Source organism: Aeromicrobium sp. EU05-FHT14F07 (assembly GCF_058790455.1).
Genome location: NZ_JBYTCR010000002.1, coordinates 35,075 through 54,302, shown reverse-complemented (window position 1 = coordinate 54,302; position 19,228 = coordinate 35,075). Strand labels below are relative to the sequence as shown.

The 19,228-nt window shown below is 71.6% G+C and carries 15 protein-coding genes; 8 read left to right on the top strand and 7 right to left on the bottom strand.

Annotation, left to right across the window (positions count from 1 at the left end; all coding sequences use genetic code 11):
- The 4 genes from secF to AC3WRM_RS02565 all read left to right on the top strand — a co-directional run.
- The coding region (gene secF / locus AC3WRM_RS02580; RefSeq protein ID WP_492247272.1) for a protein translocase subunit SecF at nucleotides 1–1,128 on the top strand (1,128 nt) is incomplete at its 5' end.
- A gap of 50 nt (nucleotides 1,129–1,178) precedes the next feature.
- Nucleotides 1,179–1,628 (top strand): hypothetical protein, encoded by a 450-nt coding sequence (locus AC3WRM_RS02575; protein WP_492247273.1) that lies wholly within the window; start codon nucleotides 1,179–1,181, stop codon nucleotides 1,626–1,628.
- Nucleotides 1,629–1,633: 5 nt separating this feature from the next.
- Nucleotides 1,634–2,158, top strand: a complete 525-nt coding sequence (locus AC3WRM_RS02570) for an adenine phosphoribosyltransferase (RefSeq protein WP_492247274.1) — start codon at nucleotides 1,634–1,636, stop codon at nucleotides 2,156–2,158.
- 165 nt (nucleotides 2,159–2,323) lie between these two features.
- A complete protein-coding gene (locus AC3WRM_RS02565; RefSeq protein ID WP_492247275.1) occupies nucleotides 2,324–4,657 on the top strand; it encodes a RelA/SpoT family protein in 2,334 nt (777 codons plus the stop codon).
- 33 nt (nucleotides 4,658–4,690) lie between these two features.
- Here AC3WRM_RS02565 and opgC read toward each other — a convergent pair whose 3' ends face one another.
- From opgC to AC3WRM_RS02540, 5 genes are read right to left on the bottom strand one after another with little or no spacing between them, the layout of a single operon-like run.
- Nucleotides 4,691–7,132 (bottom strand): OpgC domain-containing protein, encoded by a 2,442-nt coding sequence (opgC, locus tag AC3WRM_RS02560; protein ID WP_492247276.1) that lies wholly within the window; start codon nucleotides 7,130–7,132, stop codon nucleotides 4,691–4,693.
- Entirely contained in the window at nucleotides 7,129–7,554 is a 426-nt protein-coding gene (locus AC3WRM_RS02555) for an ATP-binding protein (protein WP_492247277.1), read from the bottom strand. Before AC3WRM_RS02555 ends, opgC begins: the two co-directional genes overlap by 4 nt.
- Nucleotides 7,554–7,883 carry an STAS domain-containing protein gene (locus AC3WRM_RS02550; RefSeq protein ID WP_492247278.1) on the bottom strand — a complete coding sequence of 110 codons (330 nt, stop codon included), beginning with the start codon at nucleotides 7,881–7,883 and terminating at the stop codon, nucleotides 7,554–7,556. Before AC3WRM_RS02550 ends, AC3WRM_RS02555 begins: the two co-directional genes overlap by 1 nt.
- The gene (locus AC3WRM_RS02545) at nucleotides 7,880–9,835 is read right to left on the bottom strand and encodes a glycosyltransferase (RefSeq protein WP_492247279.1); all 1,956 of its coding nucleotides are present in this window, start codon (nucleotides 9,833–9,835) and stop codon (nucleotides 7,880–7,882) included. The genes AC3WRM_RS02550 and AC3WRM_RS02545 overlap by 4 nt, the downstream gene beginning before the upstream one ends.
- Nucleotides 9,832–11,079 (bottom strand): PP2C family protein-serine/threonine phosphatase, encoded by a 1,248-nt coding sequence (locus AC3WRM_RS02540; RefSeq protein WP_492247280.1) that lies wholly within the window; start codon nucleotides 11,077–11,079, stop codon nucleotides 9,832–9,834. The genes AC3WRM_RS02545 and AC3WRM_RS02540 overlap by 4 nt, the downstream gene beginning before the upstream one ends.
- Nucleotides 11,080–11,968: 889 nt before the next feature.
- Between AC3WRM_RS02540 and AC3WRM_RS02535 the strand changes: the two genes are divergently transcribed.
- Nucleotides 11,969–13,543: an alkaline phosphatase D family protein gene (locus AC3WRM_RS02535; protein ID WP_492247281.1), complete on the top strand. Its 1,575-nt coding sequence runs from the start codon at nucleotides 11,969–11,971 to the stop codon at nucleotides 13,541–13,543.
- Between the two features lie 48 nt (nucleotides 13,544–13,591).
- Here AC3WRM_RS02535 and AC3WRM_RS02530 read toward each other — a convergent pair whose 3' ends face one another.
- Nucleotides 13,592–14,824 carry a DUF349 domain-containing protein gene (locus AC3WRM_RS02530; protein WP_492247282.1) on the bottom strand — a complete coding sequence of 411 codons (1,233 nt, stop codon included), beginning with the start codon at nucleotides 14,822–14,824 and terminating at the stop codon, nucleotides 13,592–13,594.
- A 117-nt stretch (nucleotides 14,825–14,941) separates the two neighbouring features.
- On the opposite strand from AC3WRM_RS02530, the gene AC3WRM_RS02525 reads away from it, so the two are divergent.
- From AC3WRM_RS02525 to aspS, 3 genes are read left to right on the top strand one after another with little or no spacing between them, the layout of a single operon-like run.
- The gene (locus tag AC3WRM_RS02525) at nucleotides 14,942–15,652 is read left to right on the top strand and encodes an MBL fold metallo-hydrolase (RefSeq protein ID WP_492247283.1); all 711 of its coding nucleotides are present in this window, start codon (nucleotides 14,942–14,944) and stop codon (nucleotides 15,650–15,652) included.
- Nucleotide 15,653: 1 nt separating this feature from the next.
- Complete coding sequence (hisS, locus tag AC3WRM_RS02520) at nucleotides 15,654–17,060, top strand: histidine--tRNA ligase (protein ID WP_492247284.1); 1,407 nt, start codon at nucleotides 15,654–15,656, stop codon at nucleotides 17,058–17,060.
- Nucleotides 17,057–18,862 carry an aspartate--tRNA ligase gene (gene aspS, locus AC3WRM_RS02515; protein ID WP_492247285.1) on the top strand — a complete coding sequence of 602 codons (1,806 nt, stop codon included), beginning with the start codon at nucleotides 17,057–17,059 and terminating at the stop codon, nucleotides 18,860–18,862. Before hisS ends, aspS begins: the two co-directional genes overlap by 4 nt.
- A gap of 47 nt (nucleotides 18,863–18,909) precedes the next feature.
- Here the strand turns inward: aspS and AC3WRM_RS02510 are convergent, their stop codons facing one another.
- A complete protein-coding gene (locus AC3WRM_RS02510) occupies nucleotides 18,910–19,218 on the bottom strand; it encodes a putative quinol monooxygenase (protein ID WP_492247286.1) in 309 nt (102 codons plus the stop codon).
- Between the last annotated feature and the right edge of the window lie 10 nt (nucleotides 19,219–19,228).

The following is a 19,228-nucleotide window of genomic DNA, read 5'->3' as shown; positions in this document are numbered from 1 at the left end:
CGTCTCAGCAGCTTCGGACAGCACCTCTACACCGGCCGCGTGTCGGTCGACTTCGTCGGCCGACGTCGCCTCTGGTACGCGATCTCGGTCGTGATCATCCTGGTGTCCACGCTGGGCTTCGTCGTGCAGGGCTTCAACCTCGGCATCGAGTTCAAGGGCGGTGTCGAGCTCACCGCCAAGGTGCAGCAGGCCGACAGCGCCACCGCCGACCGGCTGACGCGGGCGATCGACGAGGCCGGCGTGCCGGAGGCGGGCGACCCGATCGTCACCACCTCGGGCCGGGACACCATCCGCATCGACGTCCGGGCGCTGACGCAGGACCAGACGGCCACGCTCGAGAAGGCGCTCACCGACGCCGGCGCGACGGAGGTCAGCCAGAACCTCATCGGTCCCTCGTGGGGCAAGCAGGTGGCCAGCAAGGCCCTCACCGGGCTCCTCGTGTTCCTCGTGGTGGTCGTCGTCTTCATCGCCGCCTACTTCCGTGACTGGCGGATGTCGCTCGCCGCCGTCGTGGCCCTCGCGCACGACGTCCTCATCACCGCGGGCGTGTACGCGTGGTCCGGCTTCGAGGTGACCCCCGCGACGGTCACCGGCTTCCTGACGATCCTCGGCTACTCGCTCTACGACACCGTCGTCGTCTACGACAAGGTGCGCGAGAACACCCACGGGGTGCTGGCCTCCAACCGTCGCACCTACGCCGAGCAGGCGAACCTGGCGGTCAACCAGACGCTCGTCCGCTCCATCAACACGTCCGTCACGGCCCTGCTGCCGGTGCTCGCGCTGCTCGTCGTGGGCGTGGGCGTGCTGGGGTCGGGCCCGCTGAAGGACCTCGCCCTGGCGCTGTTCATCGGCATGGCGGCCGGCACCTACTCCTCGATCTGCATCGCGACCCCGCTCGCGGTCCAGCTCCGCGAGCGCGACCCCGCCGTCAAGGCGCACACGAAGCGGGTGCTCGCCCGTCGTGCGAAGGACGCGCAGGTCGCGGCGGACCAGGCGGGCGCCGACGACGCCGAGCCGGTGGCCGCGGGGGAGCAGGGCTCCGCCGATCGAGCCTTCGGCGAGCGTCGCCAGCCGTCCCGGCCGCCCCGCTCGGCGCGCAAGGGCGGCAGCGGGTCCAGCGGACGGTGACGGCGTGGGGCCGTGGCCCGGCCGAGGATCGGCATGACATGCTTGCGGGCATGAAGAAGCTTGCCCTCGCCGGCGCCCTGCTCGCCGCCACCACCACCCTGACCGCCTGCGGATCCGGTAGCAGCGCCTACTGCTCCGACCTGAAGTCCGCCACGAAGCAGTTCGACTCGCTCGAGAGCAACGACCTCGGCAAGATCGACGAGGCGTTCAAGACGTTCCACAAGCTCGCCGACGAGGCCCCCTCCGACATCAAGAGCGACTGGAAGGTCCTCGACGACGGCATCACCTCCGTCGAGAAGGCGCTCGACGACGCCGGCCTGAAGATGGCCGACCTCGCCAAGGTCCAGTCGGGCAACCTCCCCGAGGGCGTCGACATGACGAAGCTGCAGGGTCTCGCCTCGGAGTTCCAGAAGCTGGGTGACGAGAAGTTCACCAAGGCGTCCGACGCGATCGAGAAGCACGCCAAGGACGAGTGCGACGTCGACCTGAAGACGTCCTGACCTCCGTGGACGCCGCCACGGCGATCGACACCTGCGTCCGGCCGGTCGAGGACTGGCCGGTGCAGGGCGTCACCTTCCGCGACGTCACGCCGCTGCTCGCCGACCCGGACGCCTTCGGCGCCGTGACGACCGCGCTGGCCGACGCCGTCCGTGAGCTGCGCCCCGACGCCGTCGTGGGCGTCGAGGCGCGCGGCTTCATCTTCGGCGCCCCGCTGGCGCTCGAGCTCGGCGTCGGCTTCGTGCCCGTGCGCAAGGAGGGCAAGCTGCCCGCCGACACCCACCGCGCGACCTACGCGCTCGAGTACGGCGAGGCGACCGTGGAGATCCACGCCGACGCGCTGGCGCCGGGCGCCCGCGTCGTCGTCGTCGACGACGTGCTGGCCACCGGTGGCACGCTGCGCGCCGCGGGCCAGCTCGTGGCGACCTGCGGCGCCGAGGTCGTGGGCAACGCCGTGGTGCTCGAGATCGGCGTGCTCGAGGGCCGCGGGACGCTCGGCGACGTCCCGCTCGTCAGCCTGCGCCGCTACTGAGGACCGGAGACCGTGAACCCTCGACACACCCGCACGATCGCCCTCGTGCTCGTCGCCATCCTGGTGCTGGGCGCGGCCGCCACCCTCCTGGACGTGCTCCTCTGACACGCCGCTTCGGTGGTGGCCGCCCCTGGCCTACGATGGAAGGCACGACAGGAGCAGTGAGTGGCTGAGCGCATCGAGACACCGCAGGCCGGAGCCCCCGAGGTGGCGCCGGCGACGGAGCCTGCCCGCGTCGACCCGGCCCCGGCAGGGGCGCGGGTCCGCAGCCGGCTGGCGCGGATCGGCGGTCGTTCGACGCCCCAGAACCCGGTGCTCGACCCGCTGCTCGCCGTCTACCGCGAGAACCACCCCAAGGCCGACGTCGACGTCATCCGCAAGGCGTACGAGATCGCCGAGCGCATGCACGAGGGCCAGAAGCGCAAGAGCGGCGACCCCTACATCACCCACCCGCTCGCGGTCGCGACGATCCTCGCGGAGCTGGGCATGACCGGTCCCACGCTGTGCGCGGCGCTGCTGCACGACACCGTCGAGGACACCCCCTACACGCTCGACGCGGTGAGCGCCGACTTCGGCGAGGAGGTGGCGCTGCTCGTCGACGGCGTCACCAAGCTCGACAAGGTCAAGTACGGCGACTCCGCGCAGTCCGAGACCATCCGCAAGATGGTCGTGGCGATGAGCCGCGACATCCGCGTGCTGGTCATCAAGCTTGCCGACCGGCTGCACAACATGCGGACGCTGCGCTACCTGCGCCAGGACAAGCAGGAGCGGATCGCCCGCGAGACGGTCGAGATCTTCGCCCCGCTGGCCCACCGGCTCGGCATGAACACCATCAAGTGGGAGCTGGAGGACCTCGCGTTCTCCACCCTGCACCCGAAGGTCTACGACGAGATCGTCCGTCTCGTCGCCGACCGGGCGCCGTCGCGCGGGCAGTTCCTGGAGCGGGTGATCGGTGAGGTCGAGTCCGACCTGCGGCACGCGAAGATCAAGGCGACGGTCAGCGGCCGCCCCAAGCACTACTACTCGATCTACCAGAAGATGCTGGTCCGCGAGCGCGAGTTCACCGACATCTTCGACCTGGTCGGCGTGCGGATCCTGGTCGACTCGGTGGCGGACTGCTACGGCGTCCTGGGCGTGCTCCACGCCCGGTGGAACCCGATCCCCGGTCGCTTCAAGGACTACATCTCGGTCCCGAAGTTCAACATGTACCAGTCGCTGCACACGACCGTGATCGGTCCGCAGGGCAAGCCGGTCGAGCTGCAGATTCGGACCCACGCCATGCACCGCCGGGCCGAGTACGGTGTCGCGGCGCACTGGAAGTACAAGGAGAACGGCAGCGCGCGGCCGACCACCACCAAGGGCTCCTCGCCGGGCAGCGACGACATGGCGTGGCTGCGCGAGCTCGTCCAGTGGCAGTCCGAGACCGAGGACTCCGTCGACTTCCTCGACAACCTGCGCTTCGAGATGAACAGCGCGGGCGTGTACGCCTACACCCCGCGCGGCGACGTGATCCAGCTGCCGGCCCAGGCCACCCCGGTCGACTTCGCCTACGCGGTGCACACCGAGGTCGGGCACGCCTGCATCGGTGCCCGTGTCAACGGTCGGCTGGTGTCGTTGGAGTCCGAGCTCAAGACCGGCGACGTCGTGGAGGTCTTCACCTCCAAGTCGCCCGACGCCGGGCCGAGTCGCGACTGGCTGGAGTTCGTCAAGAGCCCGCGTGCCCGCAACAAGATCCGCCAGTGGTTCACCAAGGAGCGGCGCGAGGAGGCGATCGAGCACGGCCGCGACCTCATCGCGAAGCAGATGCGCAAGGAGAACCTGCCGCTGCACCGCATCTTCAAGCACGACACCCTCGACGCGATCGCCAAGGACCTCAACCTCCCGGACGTCTCGGCGCTGTACGCAGCCGTCGGCGAGAACAACGTCGGCGCGCAGAACGTCGTGGAGCGGGTCATCGCCCTGTCCGGTGGCCGTGACGGCGCGGAGGAGGACCTCGCCGAGGCGACCGTCATCCCGGGCAGCGGCTCGCGCCGCCCGCGCGGTGACGGCCAGGCCGGTGTGCTCGTCGTCGGCGTCTCGGGCGACCTCATGGTCAAGCTCGCCCGCTGCTGCACACCGGTGCCGGGCGACGACATCGAGGGGTTCGTCACCCGTGGCTCGGGCGTCTCGGTGCACCGCAAGGACTGTGTGAACCTGCAGTCGCTGCGCTCGCAGCCGGAGCGTCTGGTGCCCGTGCAGTGGGCGCCCACGGCGCACAGCACCTTCCTCGTCGCCATCCAGGTGGAGGCGCTCGACCGACCCCGCCTGCTCAGCGACATCACGCGGATCATCTCCGACCAGCACGTGAACATCCTGTCGGCGGCGCTCACGACCGGTCGCGACCGCGTCGCGAAGAGCAAGTTCAGCTTCGAGATGGGCGACCCGAAGCACCTCGACCACGTGCTCGCGGCCGTGCGGCACATCGAGGGCGTGTTCGACGTCTACCGCGTCACCCAGTGACCTGACGGCCCCGGCCGGCCGCACGCTGCGCGGTCAGGTCGGGATGACCTTGAACAGGAAGCGCCGGCGCACCATGAGCCAGATGAGCCCGAGCTCGACGGTGTGCACGACGGCGCCCTGCCACGGGCTGCTGCGGTCGAGGCCGGGGATGTTGGCGACCGCGACGACGAAGAAGACGTGCACGATGAACACGGAGAGGCTCGCCGCACCGATGGGCACGTAGAACCAGCCGAACGCGCGGTTCAGCGGCTTCCACGCGGCCGTCAGCAGGGCGTAGGCGACGACCAGGACGAGCAGCAGGTCGAGGAGTCGGCCCGGCTGCAGGTAGATGCGCTGGTACAGGTTCTCGTACAGCCAGTCGTAGCGCACGATCCCGAGGAACGGCGCTCCCTGCGTCGCCCACAGCGTCGTGAGCACGACCGCGTAGCCCACGACGAGGGTCGTGACGACCGCGACCCCGCGACGACTCGTGAGCGCGCGGGTGAGGGGGCGGCGGTAGTAGCCGATCACGAGCCCGTGCAGGAACGGCAGCTGCCAGCTGAGCAGCGGGAACACAGCATCGAACTGCGACGGCAGGACGGACGCCTTCGTGACGGCCTCGATCCCGTACAGCGTCCAGGAGATCGCCAGGACGAGCCACCAGAGCCGGCGGCGCAGCAGCCACATGAGGGCGGGCACCAGCGCCGAGAGCACGACGAACAGCCCCATGATGGTGAAGACCCACGGGCCCATCTCCAGGAGCAGCAGGCCTCGCACGGCATACCACGGCGGCGGGTAGGCGAGGAGCTGCGGGAAGTTCGCGTACAGGTCGTACACCTGGCCCGCGGCGGCTCCTCCGCCCGTGCCCGTGCCGCGGTCGGTGAACGTGGTGACGACCTTCGCGCTGATGCCCGGGACCAGCCCGATGAGGTAGACGAGCACGACGACGCCGAGGGCGGTCAGGTACTGCTTGCGCACGCGGGCCCAGGCCGCGGCCGACGCGGCCCTCGGGCCGAGACGCTCGACCGCCCGCGGGTAGACCATGCCGAGCACCAGCCCCGACAGCAGCACGAACATCTCGGCACCGGTGATCGCCCCGATGGCGTTGCGGCTGAGGAACGAGTACGGACCTGCCAGCTCGGTGTGGATCACGACCACCGTCACCATGACCCAGCCGCGCAGGAAGTCGACCCGTCCGTCGCGCAGTCCGCCGTCGTCGGGGTAGCGCCACGACGGCGCGAGGCGCCGCACCAGGCCCGAGCCGACGAAGAGCGCGGCGGCGAGCACGACGCAGCCGACGATCCAGGCCATCGGGTCACCGTCGGCCGGGTCGGCCTGGCGGTACTCGGCGGTCGACTCGTTCGCGACCTGCTGGTCCACCACCCGCGTGACGGCACCGGTCGTCGCACTCGAGCGCAGGACCGCCTCGAACGGACGGGCGAGCTCCGGCCGCGACGTCACGCGCCAGTCCGTCTCGCGACCGTCGGCCTCGTCCTCACGACGTCGCTGCTCGAGCCAGGTGACGAGGTCGAGGCGCGGGTACGCGGACCGGACGGTGGGGGAGAAGACCTGGTTCCACCAGGCCGACTTCACCGCGAGCTCGTCGACGTCGCCGCGGTCGTACCAGGCGGCCGCGGTCTCCAGCGACATCGAGCGTCCGTCGCGGGCGAAGCGGTCGTAGAACGGGCGACGTCGGGTGTCGTCGTCGTAGCCGTAGCGCTCCTGCAGCCTGGCGACGAGCTCGTCGGAGGCCGGGACCGAGTCGGTGTCGAACGGCTGCGCCCGGCCGAACCGGAACATCACCAGCCCGACGCGGTCCACCACGTCGGCGCCGGGCCAGTACGAACCGTACGGATCGTCGACCCCGGTCACCCGGCCGTCGTCGTCGGTGTCGAGCTGCCCGGGGGGCCGGGGAGCGGAGCCCGGGACGGATCCGTAGGACCGACCGAAGGGGTAGCCGGCACCGTAGGCCGGGACCCAGGCCATCTCGACGGCGTCGGTGCGCGACTCGATCCCGCGGGCCGCCTCGCGGAACGCCGCCTTGTACGCCTCGGGCTGCTGCCCCCAGGCCGTCCACGAGCCGTTCATCTCGGGCGCGAAGCGGACCACGAAGTCCGTGTCGAGCTGCTCGTGCAGGGTCTGCAGCTGCGCGCCGACGGCGCGCGCATCGGCTGCCGTCAGCTGGTCCAGCGGGACCCGCGGCTCGAGCGTGAGCTGCGCGATCGCCCCGTGCGCCGCCGTCTGCTGCGCGAACTGGCGCAGGTAGAGCCGGTCGTCGCGGTCGAGGGGGTAGCGCACCTTCTGGGCGTAGACCGACGGTGAGAGACCGAGGCGGTCGGCGTAGTCGTCGGCCGAGTCGCGGCTCCAGTCGAGCATCGGCCCCACGTAGGGGCCGTCCGTCGGCGTCGGCACCACGTCGGCGGCCCGGGCCGGCGCTCCTGCGAGCAGCGGGAGCAGGCCGACGATCGCCGTGAGGAGCAGACGCCGTAGGGTCACCCGCTCCTCCGGCAGGTCACCGTCCACCGGTTGATGTCGCCCTCGCGCTCGTAGGCGAGGGCGTCGACGGCGGCGATGGTCAGGGCGAGCCCGCGACCGTCCTCGGCGTCCGGCGGGGGCATCGTCACGTCGCTGAGGTCGAGCCCGACCGGACGGCCGTCGTCGGCGAACCGCGCCTCGAGCAGTCCTGGGGACACGGCGAGCTGGATCGCCACCTGGCGCAGCGGGGGGCCGGGGTGGTGGCGCACGCTGTGCTCGACGATGTTCGCGAAGATCTCCACGAGCGCCATCTCGAACCGCACGCGATCCTTCGTCGACACCGACGGGACGCTCTCCCAGAGCCGGACGATCTCGTCCTGCAGCGTGTCGACCTGCTCCGGGACGGCCTCCAGCACCAGCCGGGCGTCGTGCACCTCGGTCATCAGAACGCCTCCTCGACGGAGGCGCGGGGGCGGAGCACACGGTCGAGGTTGGTCAAGGACAGGACGGTGGTCACCTGCTCCGTCGGTCGGGCGAGCCGCAGGTCACCACCGGCCTGACGGCACCGCTTGAGACCGGCGATGAGCGCCCCCAGCCCCGAGGAGTCGAGGAACGTGGTCTCGCCCAGGTCGACGACGACCTTGGACGTCCCGCCGTCGACGAGGCCCGTGATGGCCTCGGTCAGCTGGCGGGTGACCACCATGGTGAGTCGGCCGACCGGGGTGACGACCCCGATCCCGCGCTCGGTGTGGGCGACGTGGATCTCGGTCATGCGGGGGTCCTCTCCTCGACCGACGAGCTACCGCGGTACCGCGCGGCCCGGATGATGATGCTCAGGATGACGAGGTCGAAGACGACCCACACCACGTTGAGTGCCGTACCCAGGAGCTGGGCCTGACCCACGCCGAGGCGGACACCGCCGACGACGAGGGCCGCGACGAGGAGACCCATCGCGACGAGCTGCGGCTTGATCAGGTCCCAGCGGGGTCGCCCCTCGGTGGGGGTGACGACCTTCGGGGTCACCGCGAAGTCGAGCGCACGGCCACGGAAGACGTTGCCGAAGGCCGACGTGAACGCCTTGATCCAGACCGGGAAGAGCGCGAGCGAGTACTGCTGGCCCCGCCACGTCCTCACACCGCGACCCACCACGAAGAACAGAAGCTGGTTGACGACGAGGAACGGCACGAGCCGGATGAAGAAGTCGCTGCTCAGGGCCTGCACCGGGAGCACGCCCAGGATCAGGTAGACGACCGGGGCCCCGATGTAGACGATCGCGGCGAAGCCGGACAGGTAGCTCCACATCGTCGCGAAGTACATGAGGCGCTGCGGCCAGGACAGGCTCCGCTGGACGAGCGGGTTCTCGCGGAACATGACCTGGACGGTGCCCTGGGCCCAGCGCAGCCGCTGGGTGAGCATCGAGGCCATGTCCTCGGGCGCGAGCCCGTGCGCGAGGACCTCGTGGTGGTACGCGGTGCGCCACCCCATGCCGTGCAGGCGCATCGCGGTGGCCATGTCCTCCGTGACCGAGATCGTGGCGAGCGGCATGACCGGCTGGGCCTCGTCGAGCCGTGACACGTCGACCGCGTCGACCAGCCGTCGCACGCTGCTGAGCGCACCGGCCGCCGACCAGTCGCGCTCCAGCGTCGCGGCGAGCACCTCGACGTCGACCGCGTCGACGCCGTCCGTCGACAGCCCGTCCTCGAGGGCGGCGATGGCTGCGAGGTCGTCGGCGAGCAGACGGGCGTCGGAGCGGGCCACCTCGCGCTCGGCGTCGCGCAGCCGCTGCCCGAACCGGAACGTCACGTCGGCGACGGCCTCGCCACGGTCGAGCGCGTTCAGGGCGCGTCGGGCGTCGTAGTCGATGCTGTCGAGCAGCGTGCGCAGGGACGCGTCGGACTCCTCGACACCCGACCTCGCCCGGCCGACGATCTTGCGGGCCGTGCGCAACGCGGTGCGCACGCTGCGCTCCAGCTCGTCGGCGTAGCGCGAGACACCGAGCTGCATGAGCGCCTCGCGGCGGACGACCGCGTTCGAGCCGCAGAAGAACGCCGCGTTCCAGCCGTCCTTGCCCTGCTGGATGGGGCCGTAGAACAACGGTGCCTGGCTGCCCAGGACGTCGGCGTCGTCGACGTTGACGAAGTACTGCGGCGTCTGGACGAGCGCCATGCGCGGGTCGTCGAAGTAGCCGAGGACCCGGTCGAGGATCTCGGGGGTCGGCACCTGGTCGGCGTCGAGGATGAGGATGAACTCGCCGTCCGTCGCCATGAGCGCGTTGTTGATGTTGCCGGCCTTCGCGTGCCGTGGACGGTCGACCCAGTCGGCGGTGCGGTGCAGGCACCCGATGCCGTGCTGCTCCGCCCAGGCGGCGAGCTCGGGACGGTTGCCGTCGTCCAGGATCCACGTCCGGTGCGGGTGACGGATCTCGGCGGCCGCCAGGGCCGTGCGCTGGACCAGGTCGAGCGGCTCGTTGTAGGTCGTGATGAAGACATCGACGGTGGCGTCCGGTGGGGCGTCGGGCGGCGCGGGACGTCGCTTCGCGCGCCACATCGTCATGCCGAAGAGCAACGAGTCGATGACGCTGTAGGTCTCCGCCACGACGAGGGGCACCGCGATCCACCAGGCCGGCCAGTTGACGGAGAAGAACCAGCGCCAGATGACGTAGTTGACTCCGAGGACGGCCGTGAGGACGACCAGGAGCCGGACCTGCCAGAGGGGTGAGCTCACTCCGCCGCGTCCTTGCGCACCGCCAGCACCGTCACGTCGTCGCGCACGGGCACGGCGAGCGCGAGACGCTCGACCTCGCGCACGAGGCGCTGGGGCGAGCCGGTGGCGGCCACGAGCCGGCTCACGGCGGCGGAGGGCACCTCGATGTCGGGCACGACGTCGAGCAGCCCGTCGCTGAAGCAGACGAACGTGTCGCCCGCGGCGAGCTCGACGCGCTGCTCGTGCCAGTCGGACGTCGCGTCGACGCCGAGCGGCAGGTCGTCGGAGCCGAGGGTCGTGGTGCTCCCGTCGTGGTGGACGACCACGGAGAGCCCGTGGCCGGCGTCGACGAAGGAGAGGACGCCGGTGTGCGGGTCGGCCCAGCCGAGGAAGACGGTGACGAAGGCCTCCGCGGCGTCGAGGTCGTCCTGGACGACGTCGCGGGCCCGCTCGAGCACACCGCCCAGGTGGCCGCGCGCTGCCGGGTCGGTCTCGGCGAAGCGGCGCATCTCGGCACGGATCACGGTGCGCACCGCCGACATGAGGATCGCGGCGGCGGTGCCCTTCCCCATGACGTCGGCCACGAGGACGTAGTGGCCGCCGTCGATCTCGCGGTGGTCGAACGCGTCGCCGGCGAGGAGCCCGGTGGCGACGCAGGTGGCGGCGAACGTGTAGCCGGGGACCGGGGCGACGGCGCGGGGGAGGAGAGCCTGCTGCACCGACGTGGCACGGTCGCGGTCGGAGCTGAGGTGCACCTCGTCCTCCACGCACGTGGCGAGCTGCTCGAGCATCGTCAGGTCGTGGTCGCCGAAGTCCCGCGGGCTCGTGTCGTACAGGCAGAGCGTGCCGATCGTCGTGCCCTGCTGGTCGCGGATCGGGTGACCGGCGTAGAACCGGACCCCGAACGCCGTGACGGTGGGCAGCGACGCGAACGTCGGGTCCTGCACGGCGTCGGTGACCACGAGCGGCGCGTCGTGCTCGCGCGTGGTCTCGCAGAACGTGTCGCGCGTCCTCACCTCGGTGACGCCGTCGATGCCGGCGGTCGACTTCAGGAAGGACCGCTCGTGGTCGAACAGGTTGATGCTCGACATGGGCACGCCCCAGATGGTGCGGGCCAGCTGCGTGAACCGGTCGAACCGCTCCTCGCGCGGGGTGTCGAGCAGTCCCGTCGCCTGCACCGCGCGGTCGGGGTCGGTCGTCGTGGTGGGCGTCGCGCGAGTCGCGGTCAACGTCCGCGTCCCGCCCTCCCCGTGGGCATCGTCCATATGTTTTATCTAACCGGAGGATCGCCGACCCTGCCACCGATTGACCCGCACGCTGCTCGGGTGGAAGCCGGGGTGGGGGGTGGGGCCACGCAGTGTTGCTGAGGGTTCTCGGGTGGGTGGGGCTGCGTTGGTGTGGGCTCCCGGTCGGGTGGGGGTGCGTTGGTGCGGCTTCTCTCTCGGGTGGGCTGCGCTGCTGCGGCTTCTCGTGGAGGTGGTCTCCGAAAGGGCCTCGACCGGGCGGCTGGCGGGCCGGTGGGCTGGGTTCTCGGGCTGTGGCCCGCGTTGGACGCAAGATTCTGCGTTTGCGCGTGCCGGCGGTGGATCCGCCACCTTCTGAGCGCTCTACAGGTGGCAGATCCACCGCTGAGCGGGCGAGGGGTGTGAAGGATTCTTCCTTCTCGTGGAACGGTCCACGAGAAGGAAGAATCCTTCGTCCCCCCAACCCAAACGGCACCCAAGATTCTGCATTCACGCGAACCAGACCGAACGCTTCTGCGTTCGCTACGGGATCCCGTAGCCAACGCAGCATCCTTCGAGCCCCAACGCACGAACGCAGATACTTGCGTCCCACAGCGCGAGCCGCAGCCCGAGACCCGAAGCCGACTCCCACCCAGCCGCCCGGTCGAGGCCCTTTCGGAGCGCAGGACGAGTCAGAGTCGCGCCAGCGCAGCCCCACCCGAACGAGAAGCCACGCCGACGCACCCCCACCCGACCGAGAAGCCACGCCGACGCACCCCCACCCGACCGAGAAGCCACGCCGACGCAGCCCCACCTCCGCAGGAAGCCGCGCCGACGCAGCCGCAGGGTCGACCCCCGTGCCGAGCCGGGCGCCACGCGCAGGTCACCGCGGGGACACCCGGTGGTCAGACGGACGGGGGAGGGTGGCGCCATGAGCTCGGGGGAGATCGATCGCCGTACCGTCGTCCGCGCTGCTGCGCTCGCTGCCGCCACCTCGGGTGGGGTGCTGCTGGGGGGTGGGTCGGCGTCCGCGCGCGGGGTGCCGGCTCTCGTGCGGCGGGGGAGGCCGGAGCTGACGCACGGGGTGCAGGCCGGTGACGTGCACGCCGGCCAGGCGACGCTGTGGGGACGGGCCGACCGTCCGGCGCGACTCGTCGCGGAGATCTCCCGCGACCCCTCCTTCCGGCGCGCCGTCACCGTCCCGGGCCCGCGGGTCACGCCCGACACCGACCTCACGGGGCAGTGGACGGTCCGCGGCCTCCCACCCGGCACCGACGTGCACTACCGGCTGCGGGCCGTCGACCTGCACGACCCGCGCCGGTCGGGGCGCCCCGTGTCCGGCCACCTCCGCACGCTCGGCGGACGTCGGCGTGACGTCCGCTTCCTGTGGTCGGGCGACGTCGCCGGGCAGGGGTGGGGCGTCAACCCCGACCTGGGCGGGTTCCGCATCGCCGACGCGATGGCCCGCCGCGACCCCGACTTCTTCCTCTGCAGCGGCGACACCGTCTACGCCGACGGCCCCGTGCAGGCGTCCGTGCCGCTGTCGGGCGGCCGGACGTGGACGAACCTCGTCACCGAGGAGAAGTCGAAGGTGGCCGAGACCCTCGCCGAGTACCGGGGCCAGTACCGCTACAACCTCGAGGCGGAGAACTGGCGCGCGTTCCTGTCGAGCACCGCCCAGGTGACGCAGTGGGACGACCACGAGGTCACGAACAACTGGTACCCCGGCGAGGTGCTCGACGACGCGCGCTACACCGAGCGTCGCGTCGACGTGCTCGCCGCGCGGGCGCGGCGGGCGTTCCACGACTACGTGCCCGTCGCCGAGATCTCGCCCGACCGCGTCGGACGGGTCTACCGCGTCCTGCACCAGGGTCCGCTGCTCGACGTCTTCGTCCTCGACATGCGCACCCACAAGGACCCGAACACGGCGAACGACGAGACGGCGGGCGACGGCGGGGTGCTCGGGGCGGAGCAGACCCGCTGGTTGCTGCGCGAGCTCCGCGCCTCCCGCGCCACGTGGAAGGTCATCGCGGCCGACCTGCCGATCGGCCTGGTCGTGCCCGACGGCAGCAGCGCACAGGAGGGACTGGCCCAGGGTGACGGCGGGGCGCCGCGCGGTCGCGAGATCGACATCGCGCGCGTGCTCACGGCGCTGCAGGACGCCGGCATCCGCAACCACGTGTGGCTCACGGCGGACGTCCACTACACGGCGGCGCACCACTACTCTCCCGACCGAGCCGCCTACCAGCGGTTCGACCCGTTCTGGGAGTTCGTGTCCGGTCCGCTCAACGCGGGTGCGTTCGGGCCCAACCGGCTCGACGCCACCTTCGGCCCGCGCGCGGAGTTCGTCGCCGCCCCGCCGACCCCCAACACCGGCCCGGCGGACGGCTTCCAGTTCTTCGGCGAGGTCGAGATCGACGCGGCCACCGAGGCCCTGACCGTCACCCTGCGCGACGTGGACGGGCAGGCGCTCTACACGCGCACCCTCGAGCCCCAGCGGCGCTGACGTCGGACGGTGCTGACGTCGGGGCGCTGAGGTCGGCGGGGAGGTCGCTCAGCCGAAGTCGGCGGCGGCCTTCTGCGCCATCGCCAGGAACGACTCGTTCGACTCCAGCTTCGCCGTGAGGTCCTTGACCTTCCGTGCGTCGCCGGCAGCCTCGGCCTTCGCGAGCGCCTCGCGGGTCTCGTCGATCGCGCGCTGCAGCTTGCCGATCATGTCGTCGGCGCGGGCCGACTTCTCGGGGTCCGAGCGCTTCCACTCCTGCTCGCCGGCGGCGCGGACGGCCTGCTCCACGGTCCGCAGACGTCCCTCGAGCTCCTTGACCCGGCCGCGCGGGACCTTGCCCGCGGCCTCCCAGCGGTCGGCGATGTCGTTGAGCGCGCGGCGCGCCTTGTCGAGGTCGGTCACGGGCAGCAGTGCCTCGGCCTCGACCAGGAGCTGCTCCTTGACGACGGCGTTGGCGGCGAACTCCTCGTCGAGCGCGGCGTTCGCGGCGTCGCGGGCCTGGAAGAAGACGTCCTGGGCGGCGCGGAACCGCTTCCAGAGCTTGTCCTCCACGTTGCGCGGCGCGGAGCCGGCGGCCTTCCAGCGCGTCATGAGGTCGCGGTAGGCGCCCGACGTCGGGCCCCACTCGGTGGAGGAGGAGAGCGCCTCGGCCTCGGCGATGAGCTTCTCCTTGACCTTCTGCGCGGCCTCGCGCTGCGTGTTCTGCTCCGCGAAGTGGGCCTTGCGCTTGCGCGTGTAGGCGGTGCGGGCGGCGCTGAAGCGGTGCCAGAGCTGGTCGTCGGCCGACTTGCTCAGTCGGGGGAGGGCCTTCCACTCGTCGAGCAGCGCGCGCAGGCGGTCGGCGCCGGCGCGCCAGTCCTGACCGGCCGCGATCTTCTCGGCCTCCTCGACGATGCGCGTCTTCGCGACGGTCGCCTCGGCGACCTTCGCCTCGCGCTCCGCCCGACGCTCCTCGCGCTGCTTCTCGATGGCCGGGGCCAGTGCGTCGAGCCGCGCCTCAAGCGACGCGAGGTCGCCGATCGCGGCCGCGTCGCTCACTTCCGTGCGCACCTTCGCGACCGCCTTGGCGGCCTCGTCGGGCGACAGGGCGCCCGAGGCGAGACGCTTCTCGAGGAGGTCGACCTCGGTCTCGAGGCCCTCGAAGCGACGGACGTAGAAGGCGAGCCCCTCGGCGGGGTCCCCGACCTTCCACTCGCCGATCTCTCGTTCGGTGTCACCGGTCTTGACGAAGACCGTCCCCTCGGCGTCGACGCGGCCCCACGGGTGCTCGGCGGTGGTCATGGCGACAGTCTAGGAGGACGCCACCCCGACTCCGCCACCCCGCCGCCCGTCGGGACGCCTCGACGGGGGCGCCCGCCGTGGTCCGCGGGCCGCTGCGTCCCGCGTACCCTGTGGGGCGTGCTGCTCACGTCCTTCCCCGCCGGCCCCCTCCAGGCCAACTGCTACGTGCTCGCCCGCGAGGCGGGCGCCGGGTGCGTCGTCGTCGACCCCGGCATGGACGCCCTCGACGGTGTCCGCCAGGTCGTCACCGAGCACGACCTGCGCGTCGACGCCGTCCTCGTCACCCACGGCCACTTCGACCACCTGTGGAACGCGCAGGACGTCGCGCGGGAGTTCGACGCGCCGGTCTGGATCCACCCCGCCGACCGGCACCTGCTGAGCGACCCGATGGCGGCCATCTCCGGACCGTCCGCCGCCATGCTGCGCGCCCAGTTCGGCCTGCACGACCTCCCGGAGTTCGTGGAGCCCGCCGACGTGCGCGACGCCGTCGACGGCGCCGTGATCGAGGTCGACGGCCTGAGCCTCAGCGTCGACCACGTCCCGGGCCACACGCCCGGAACCGTCTACTACCGCGTCGACTGGGACGGGAGCGGAGTCTCCGAGGGCACCGTGTCGCAGGTGATGTTCTCCGGCGACTTCCTGTTCGCCGGGTCGATCGGACGCACCGACCTGACCGGCGGCGACCACGACCAGATGCTGCGGAGCCTGCGCGAGAAGGTCCTGCCGCTGCCCGACGACGTCGTCGTCCTCCCCGGCCACGGCCCGCAGACGTCGATCGGGCGCGAGCGCGCCACCAACCCGTTCCTCGCCGAGCTGCAGGAGGGCTGACATGGCGAAGCTGAGTGGATTCCCCGAGCTGCTGCCCGCCGACCGCGCCGTGGAGGTGGCGGTCGTCGACGCCCTGCGCCGGGTCTTCGAGCTGCACGGGTTCGCCAACGTCGAGACCCGCGCCGTGGAGCCGGTCGAGACGTTGCTGCGCAAGGGCGAGATCGACAAGGAGGTCTACGTCGTCCGCCGCATCCACGACGACGGCGCCGACAGCGGGACCTCGCGCTCCGACACCCTGGCCCTCCACTTCGACCTGACGGTCCCGTTCGCGCGCTACGTCGTCGAGAACGCCGGCAGGCTGGCCTTCCCGTTCCGGCGCTACCAGGTCCAGAAGGTGTGGCGCGGCGAGCGCCCGCAGCAGGGTCGCTTCCGCGAGTTCACCCAGGCCGACATCGACATCGTCGGCGACGGCACGCTGCCGTTCCACGCCGACGTCGAGGTCGCGCGGGTGATGGCCGAGGCGCTGGCCGCGGTGTCGGCCGTCCTCGGCTTCGGGTCGACGAGCCCGCTCGGCGGGGGTGCCGGGCCCCGGGCGGCGGAACCAGCACTGTTCACGTTGCAGGTGAGCAACCGCAAGGTGCTCGAGGGCTTCTACCGCGGCCTCGGCGTCGAGGAGCCGACGGCCGTCATGCAGGTCGTCGACAAGCTCGACAAGCTGCCGGGCGAGCGGATCCTCGAGCTGCTCGCGGAGACCGGCCTCGACGAGACGTCGGCCCGGGCCTGCCTGGCGCTGGCGGAGATCAGCACCGACGACACCTCGTTCGTCGAGCGCGTCCGCGAGCTGGGGGTCGAGCACCCGCTGCTCGACGAGGGTCTCGACGAGCTCGCGACCGTGGTCGCCGCCTGCGCCGACGTCGAGGGGGTCCGCGTCACCGCCGACCTGCGCATCGCCCGCGGCCTCGACTACTACACGGGCACCGTGTTCGAGACTCGCATGACCGGCCAGGAGCAGCTCGGGTCCGTCTGCTCCGGCGGCCGCTACGACGAGCTCGCCTCCGACGGGAGGCGCACGTACCCCGGTGTCGGCATCTCGCTGGGTCTGTCCCGCCTGCTCGTGCCGCTCGTCGCGAACGGCCTCACCAGCAGCCGCCCCGTGCCGTCGGCGGTGCTCGTGGCCGTCACCGACGAGGAGTCACGCGCGACCAGCGACGCCCTCGCGCAACGCCTGCGGAGACGGGGCATCCCCACCGAGGTGTCGTCCGCGGCGCAGAAGTTCGGCAAGCAGATCCGCACCGCCGAGCGCCGTGGCATCCCGTACGTCCTGTTCCCGGGCGAACCCCCTAGTGTCAAGGACATCCGCACCGGCGACCAGGTCGACGTCGACCCCGACACCTGGACGCCCCCCGCCGCCGACCTGACGCCCACCGTCGTCGGGCTCGGTCACCACTCGAAGGAGACCACGCCGTGATCCGCACCCACGCCGCCGGAAGCCTGACCGCCGCCAACGTCGGCGACCAGGTCACCCTCGCCGGATGGGTGGCGCGTCGGCGCGACCACGGCGGGGTCGCGTTCGTCGACCTGCGCGAGGCCAGCGGCGTCGTGCAGGTCGTGGTCCGCGAGGAGGTCGCGCACCAGCTGCGCGCCGAGTTCTGCCTCAAGGTCGTCGGCACCGTCGAGAAGCGGCCCGAGGGCAACGAGAACCCAGCCATCCCGACGGGCGAGATCGAGGTCATCGCGACCGACGTCGAGATCCTCAGCGCCTCGGCGCCGCTGCCGTTCCCCATCGACGACGCCGCGTCGTCGAGCGCGGGCACGGTCGGCGAGGAGGTGCGTCTGCGCCACCGCTACCTCGACCTGCGCCGCTCGGGCCCGGCCCACAACCTCCGCCTGCGCAGCAAGGTCAACGCCGTCGCGCGCGAGGTGCTGGGCCGCCACGACTTCGTCGAGGTCGAGACGCCCACCCTGACGCGCTCCACCCCCGAGGGTGCCCGCGACTTCCTCGTGCCAGCACGTCTGCGTCCGGGCAGCTGGTACGCCCTGCCCCAGAGCCCGCAGCTGTTCAAGCAGCTGCTCATGGTCGGCGGCCTGGAGCGGTACTACCAGATCGCGCGCTGCTACCGCGACGAGGACTTCCGCGCCGACCGCCAGCCCGAGTTCACGCAGCTGGACATCGAGATGAGCTTCGTCGACCAGGACGACGTCATCGCGCTGGCCGAGGAGATCTACGCCGAGCTGTGGCGTCTCGTCGACGTCGAGCTGCCGCGTCCCTTCCCGCGGATCACCTACGCCGACGCCATGCGTCGCTACGGCTCCGACAAGCCCGACCTGCGGTTCGACCTCGAGCTCGTCGAGCTGACCGACTACTTCAAGGACACCCCCTTCCGCGTGTTCCAGGCGCCGTACGTCGGCGCGGTCGTGCACCCGGGCGGCGGCTCGCAGGCACGTCGCACGCTCGACGGCTGGCAGGAGTGGGCCAAGCAGCGCGGTGCGCGCGGCCTCGCCTACGTGCTGGTCGGCGAGGACGGCACCCTGGGCGGCCCGGTCGCGAAGAACCTGTCCGAGGCCGAGCGCGAGGGCCTCGTCGAGGCAGCCGGGGCGAAGCCTGGTGACGCGATCTACTTCGCGGCCGGACCGACGAAGACGATGCGCCAGCTGCTCGGCGCCGCGCGCATCGAGATCGCCCGCCGGGAGAACCTCATCGACGAGTCGGCGTGGGCGTTCTGCTTCGTCGTCGACTGGCCGATGTTCGAGGCCGTCAGCGACCTCGACTCCGGCGACGTCGCGGTGGGCGGTGGCGAGTGGACCGCCGTGCACCACGCGTTCACCGCGCCGCAGGACCCGGCTTCGCTGGCCGACCCGGGCAGCTCGATCGCCCAGGCCTACGACATCGTCTGCAACGGCAACGAGGTCGGCGGCGGCTCCATCCGTATCCACCGACCCGACGTGCAGAAGCGGGTCTTCGAGATCATGGGCATCGGCGAGGAGGAGGCGCAGGAGAAGTTCGGCTTCCTGCTCGACGCGTTCGCGTACGGCGCCCCGCCGCACGGCGGCATCGCGTTCGGCTGGGACCGCACGGTCGGCCTTCTCGCGGGCACCGACTCGATCCGTGACGTCATCGCCTTCCCGAAGTCCGGCGGCGGGTACGACCCGCTGACGGCCGCTCCCGCACCGATCACGCCCGAGCAGCGTGCCGAGGCCGGCGTCGACGCCGTCCCCGACGACGAGGAGCACGAGGACGCGGACGACGCGACCTCCGGTGACCAGGCCTGACCCGGTCGGCGGCCCGCCCGGCGGCCCGCCCGGCGGGCCGTCGACCGTCAGCCGACGTGCTTCGTCCAGCGCGGTCGGACGACCGTGACCGTGGGCGCCGTCGCGAGCAGGTGCTCGGACGCGTCGAGGTAGGCGAGGTAGGCGGCGTCGCGCAGGAACGCCGCGGCCTGCTCCGCGTCGGCGTACTGCTGGTAGACCATCACCGCGTCAGGATCGTCCGCGACCTCGGTGTAGACGTAGGCCTGGTGGCCCGCGTTCGCGCTGATCGCGGCGGGCATGAAGCGCTCCCACACCTCGACCAGCTCGGCGCGGCGGCCGGGCAGCGCCTGGTGTCGGATGAACAGTCCGTGGCTCATGGGCCCCAAC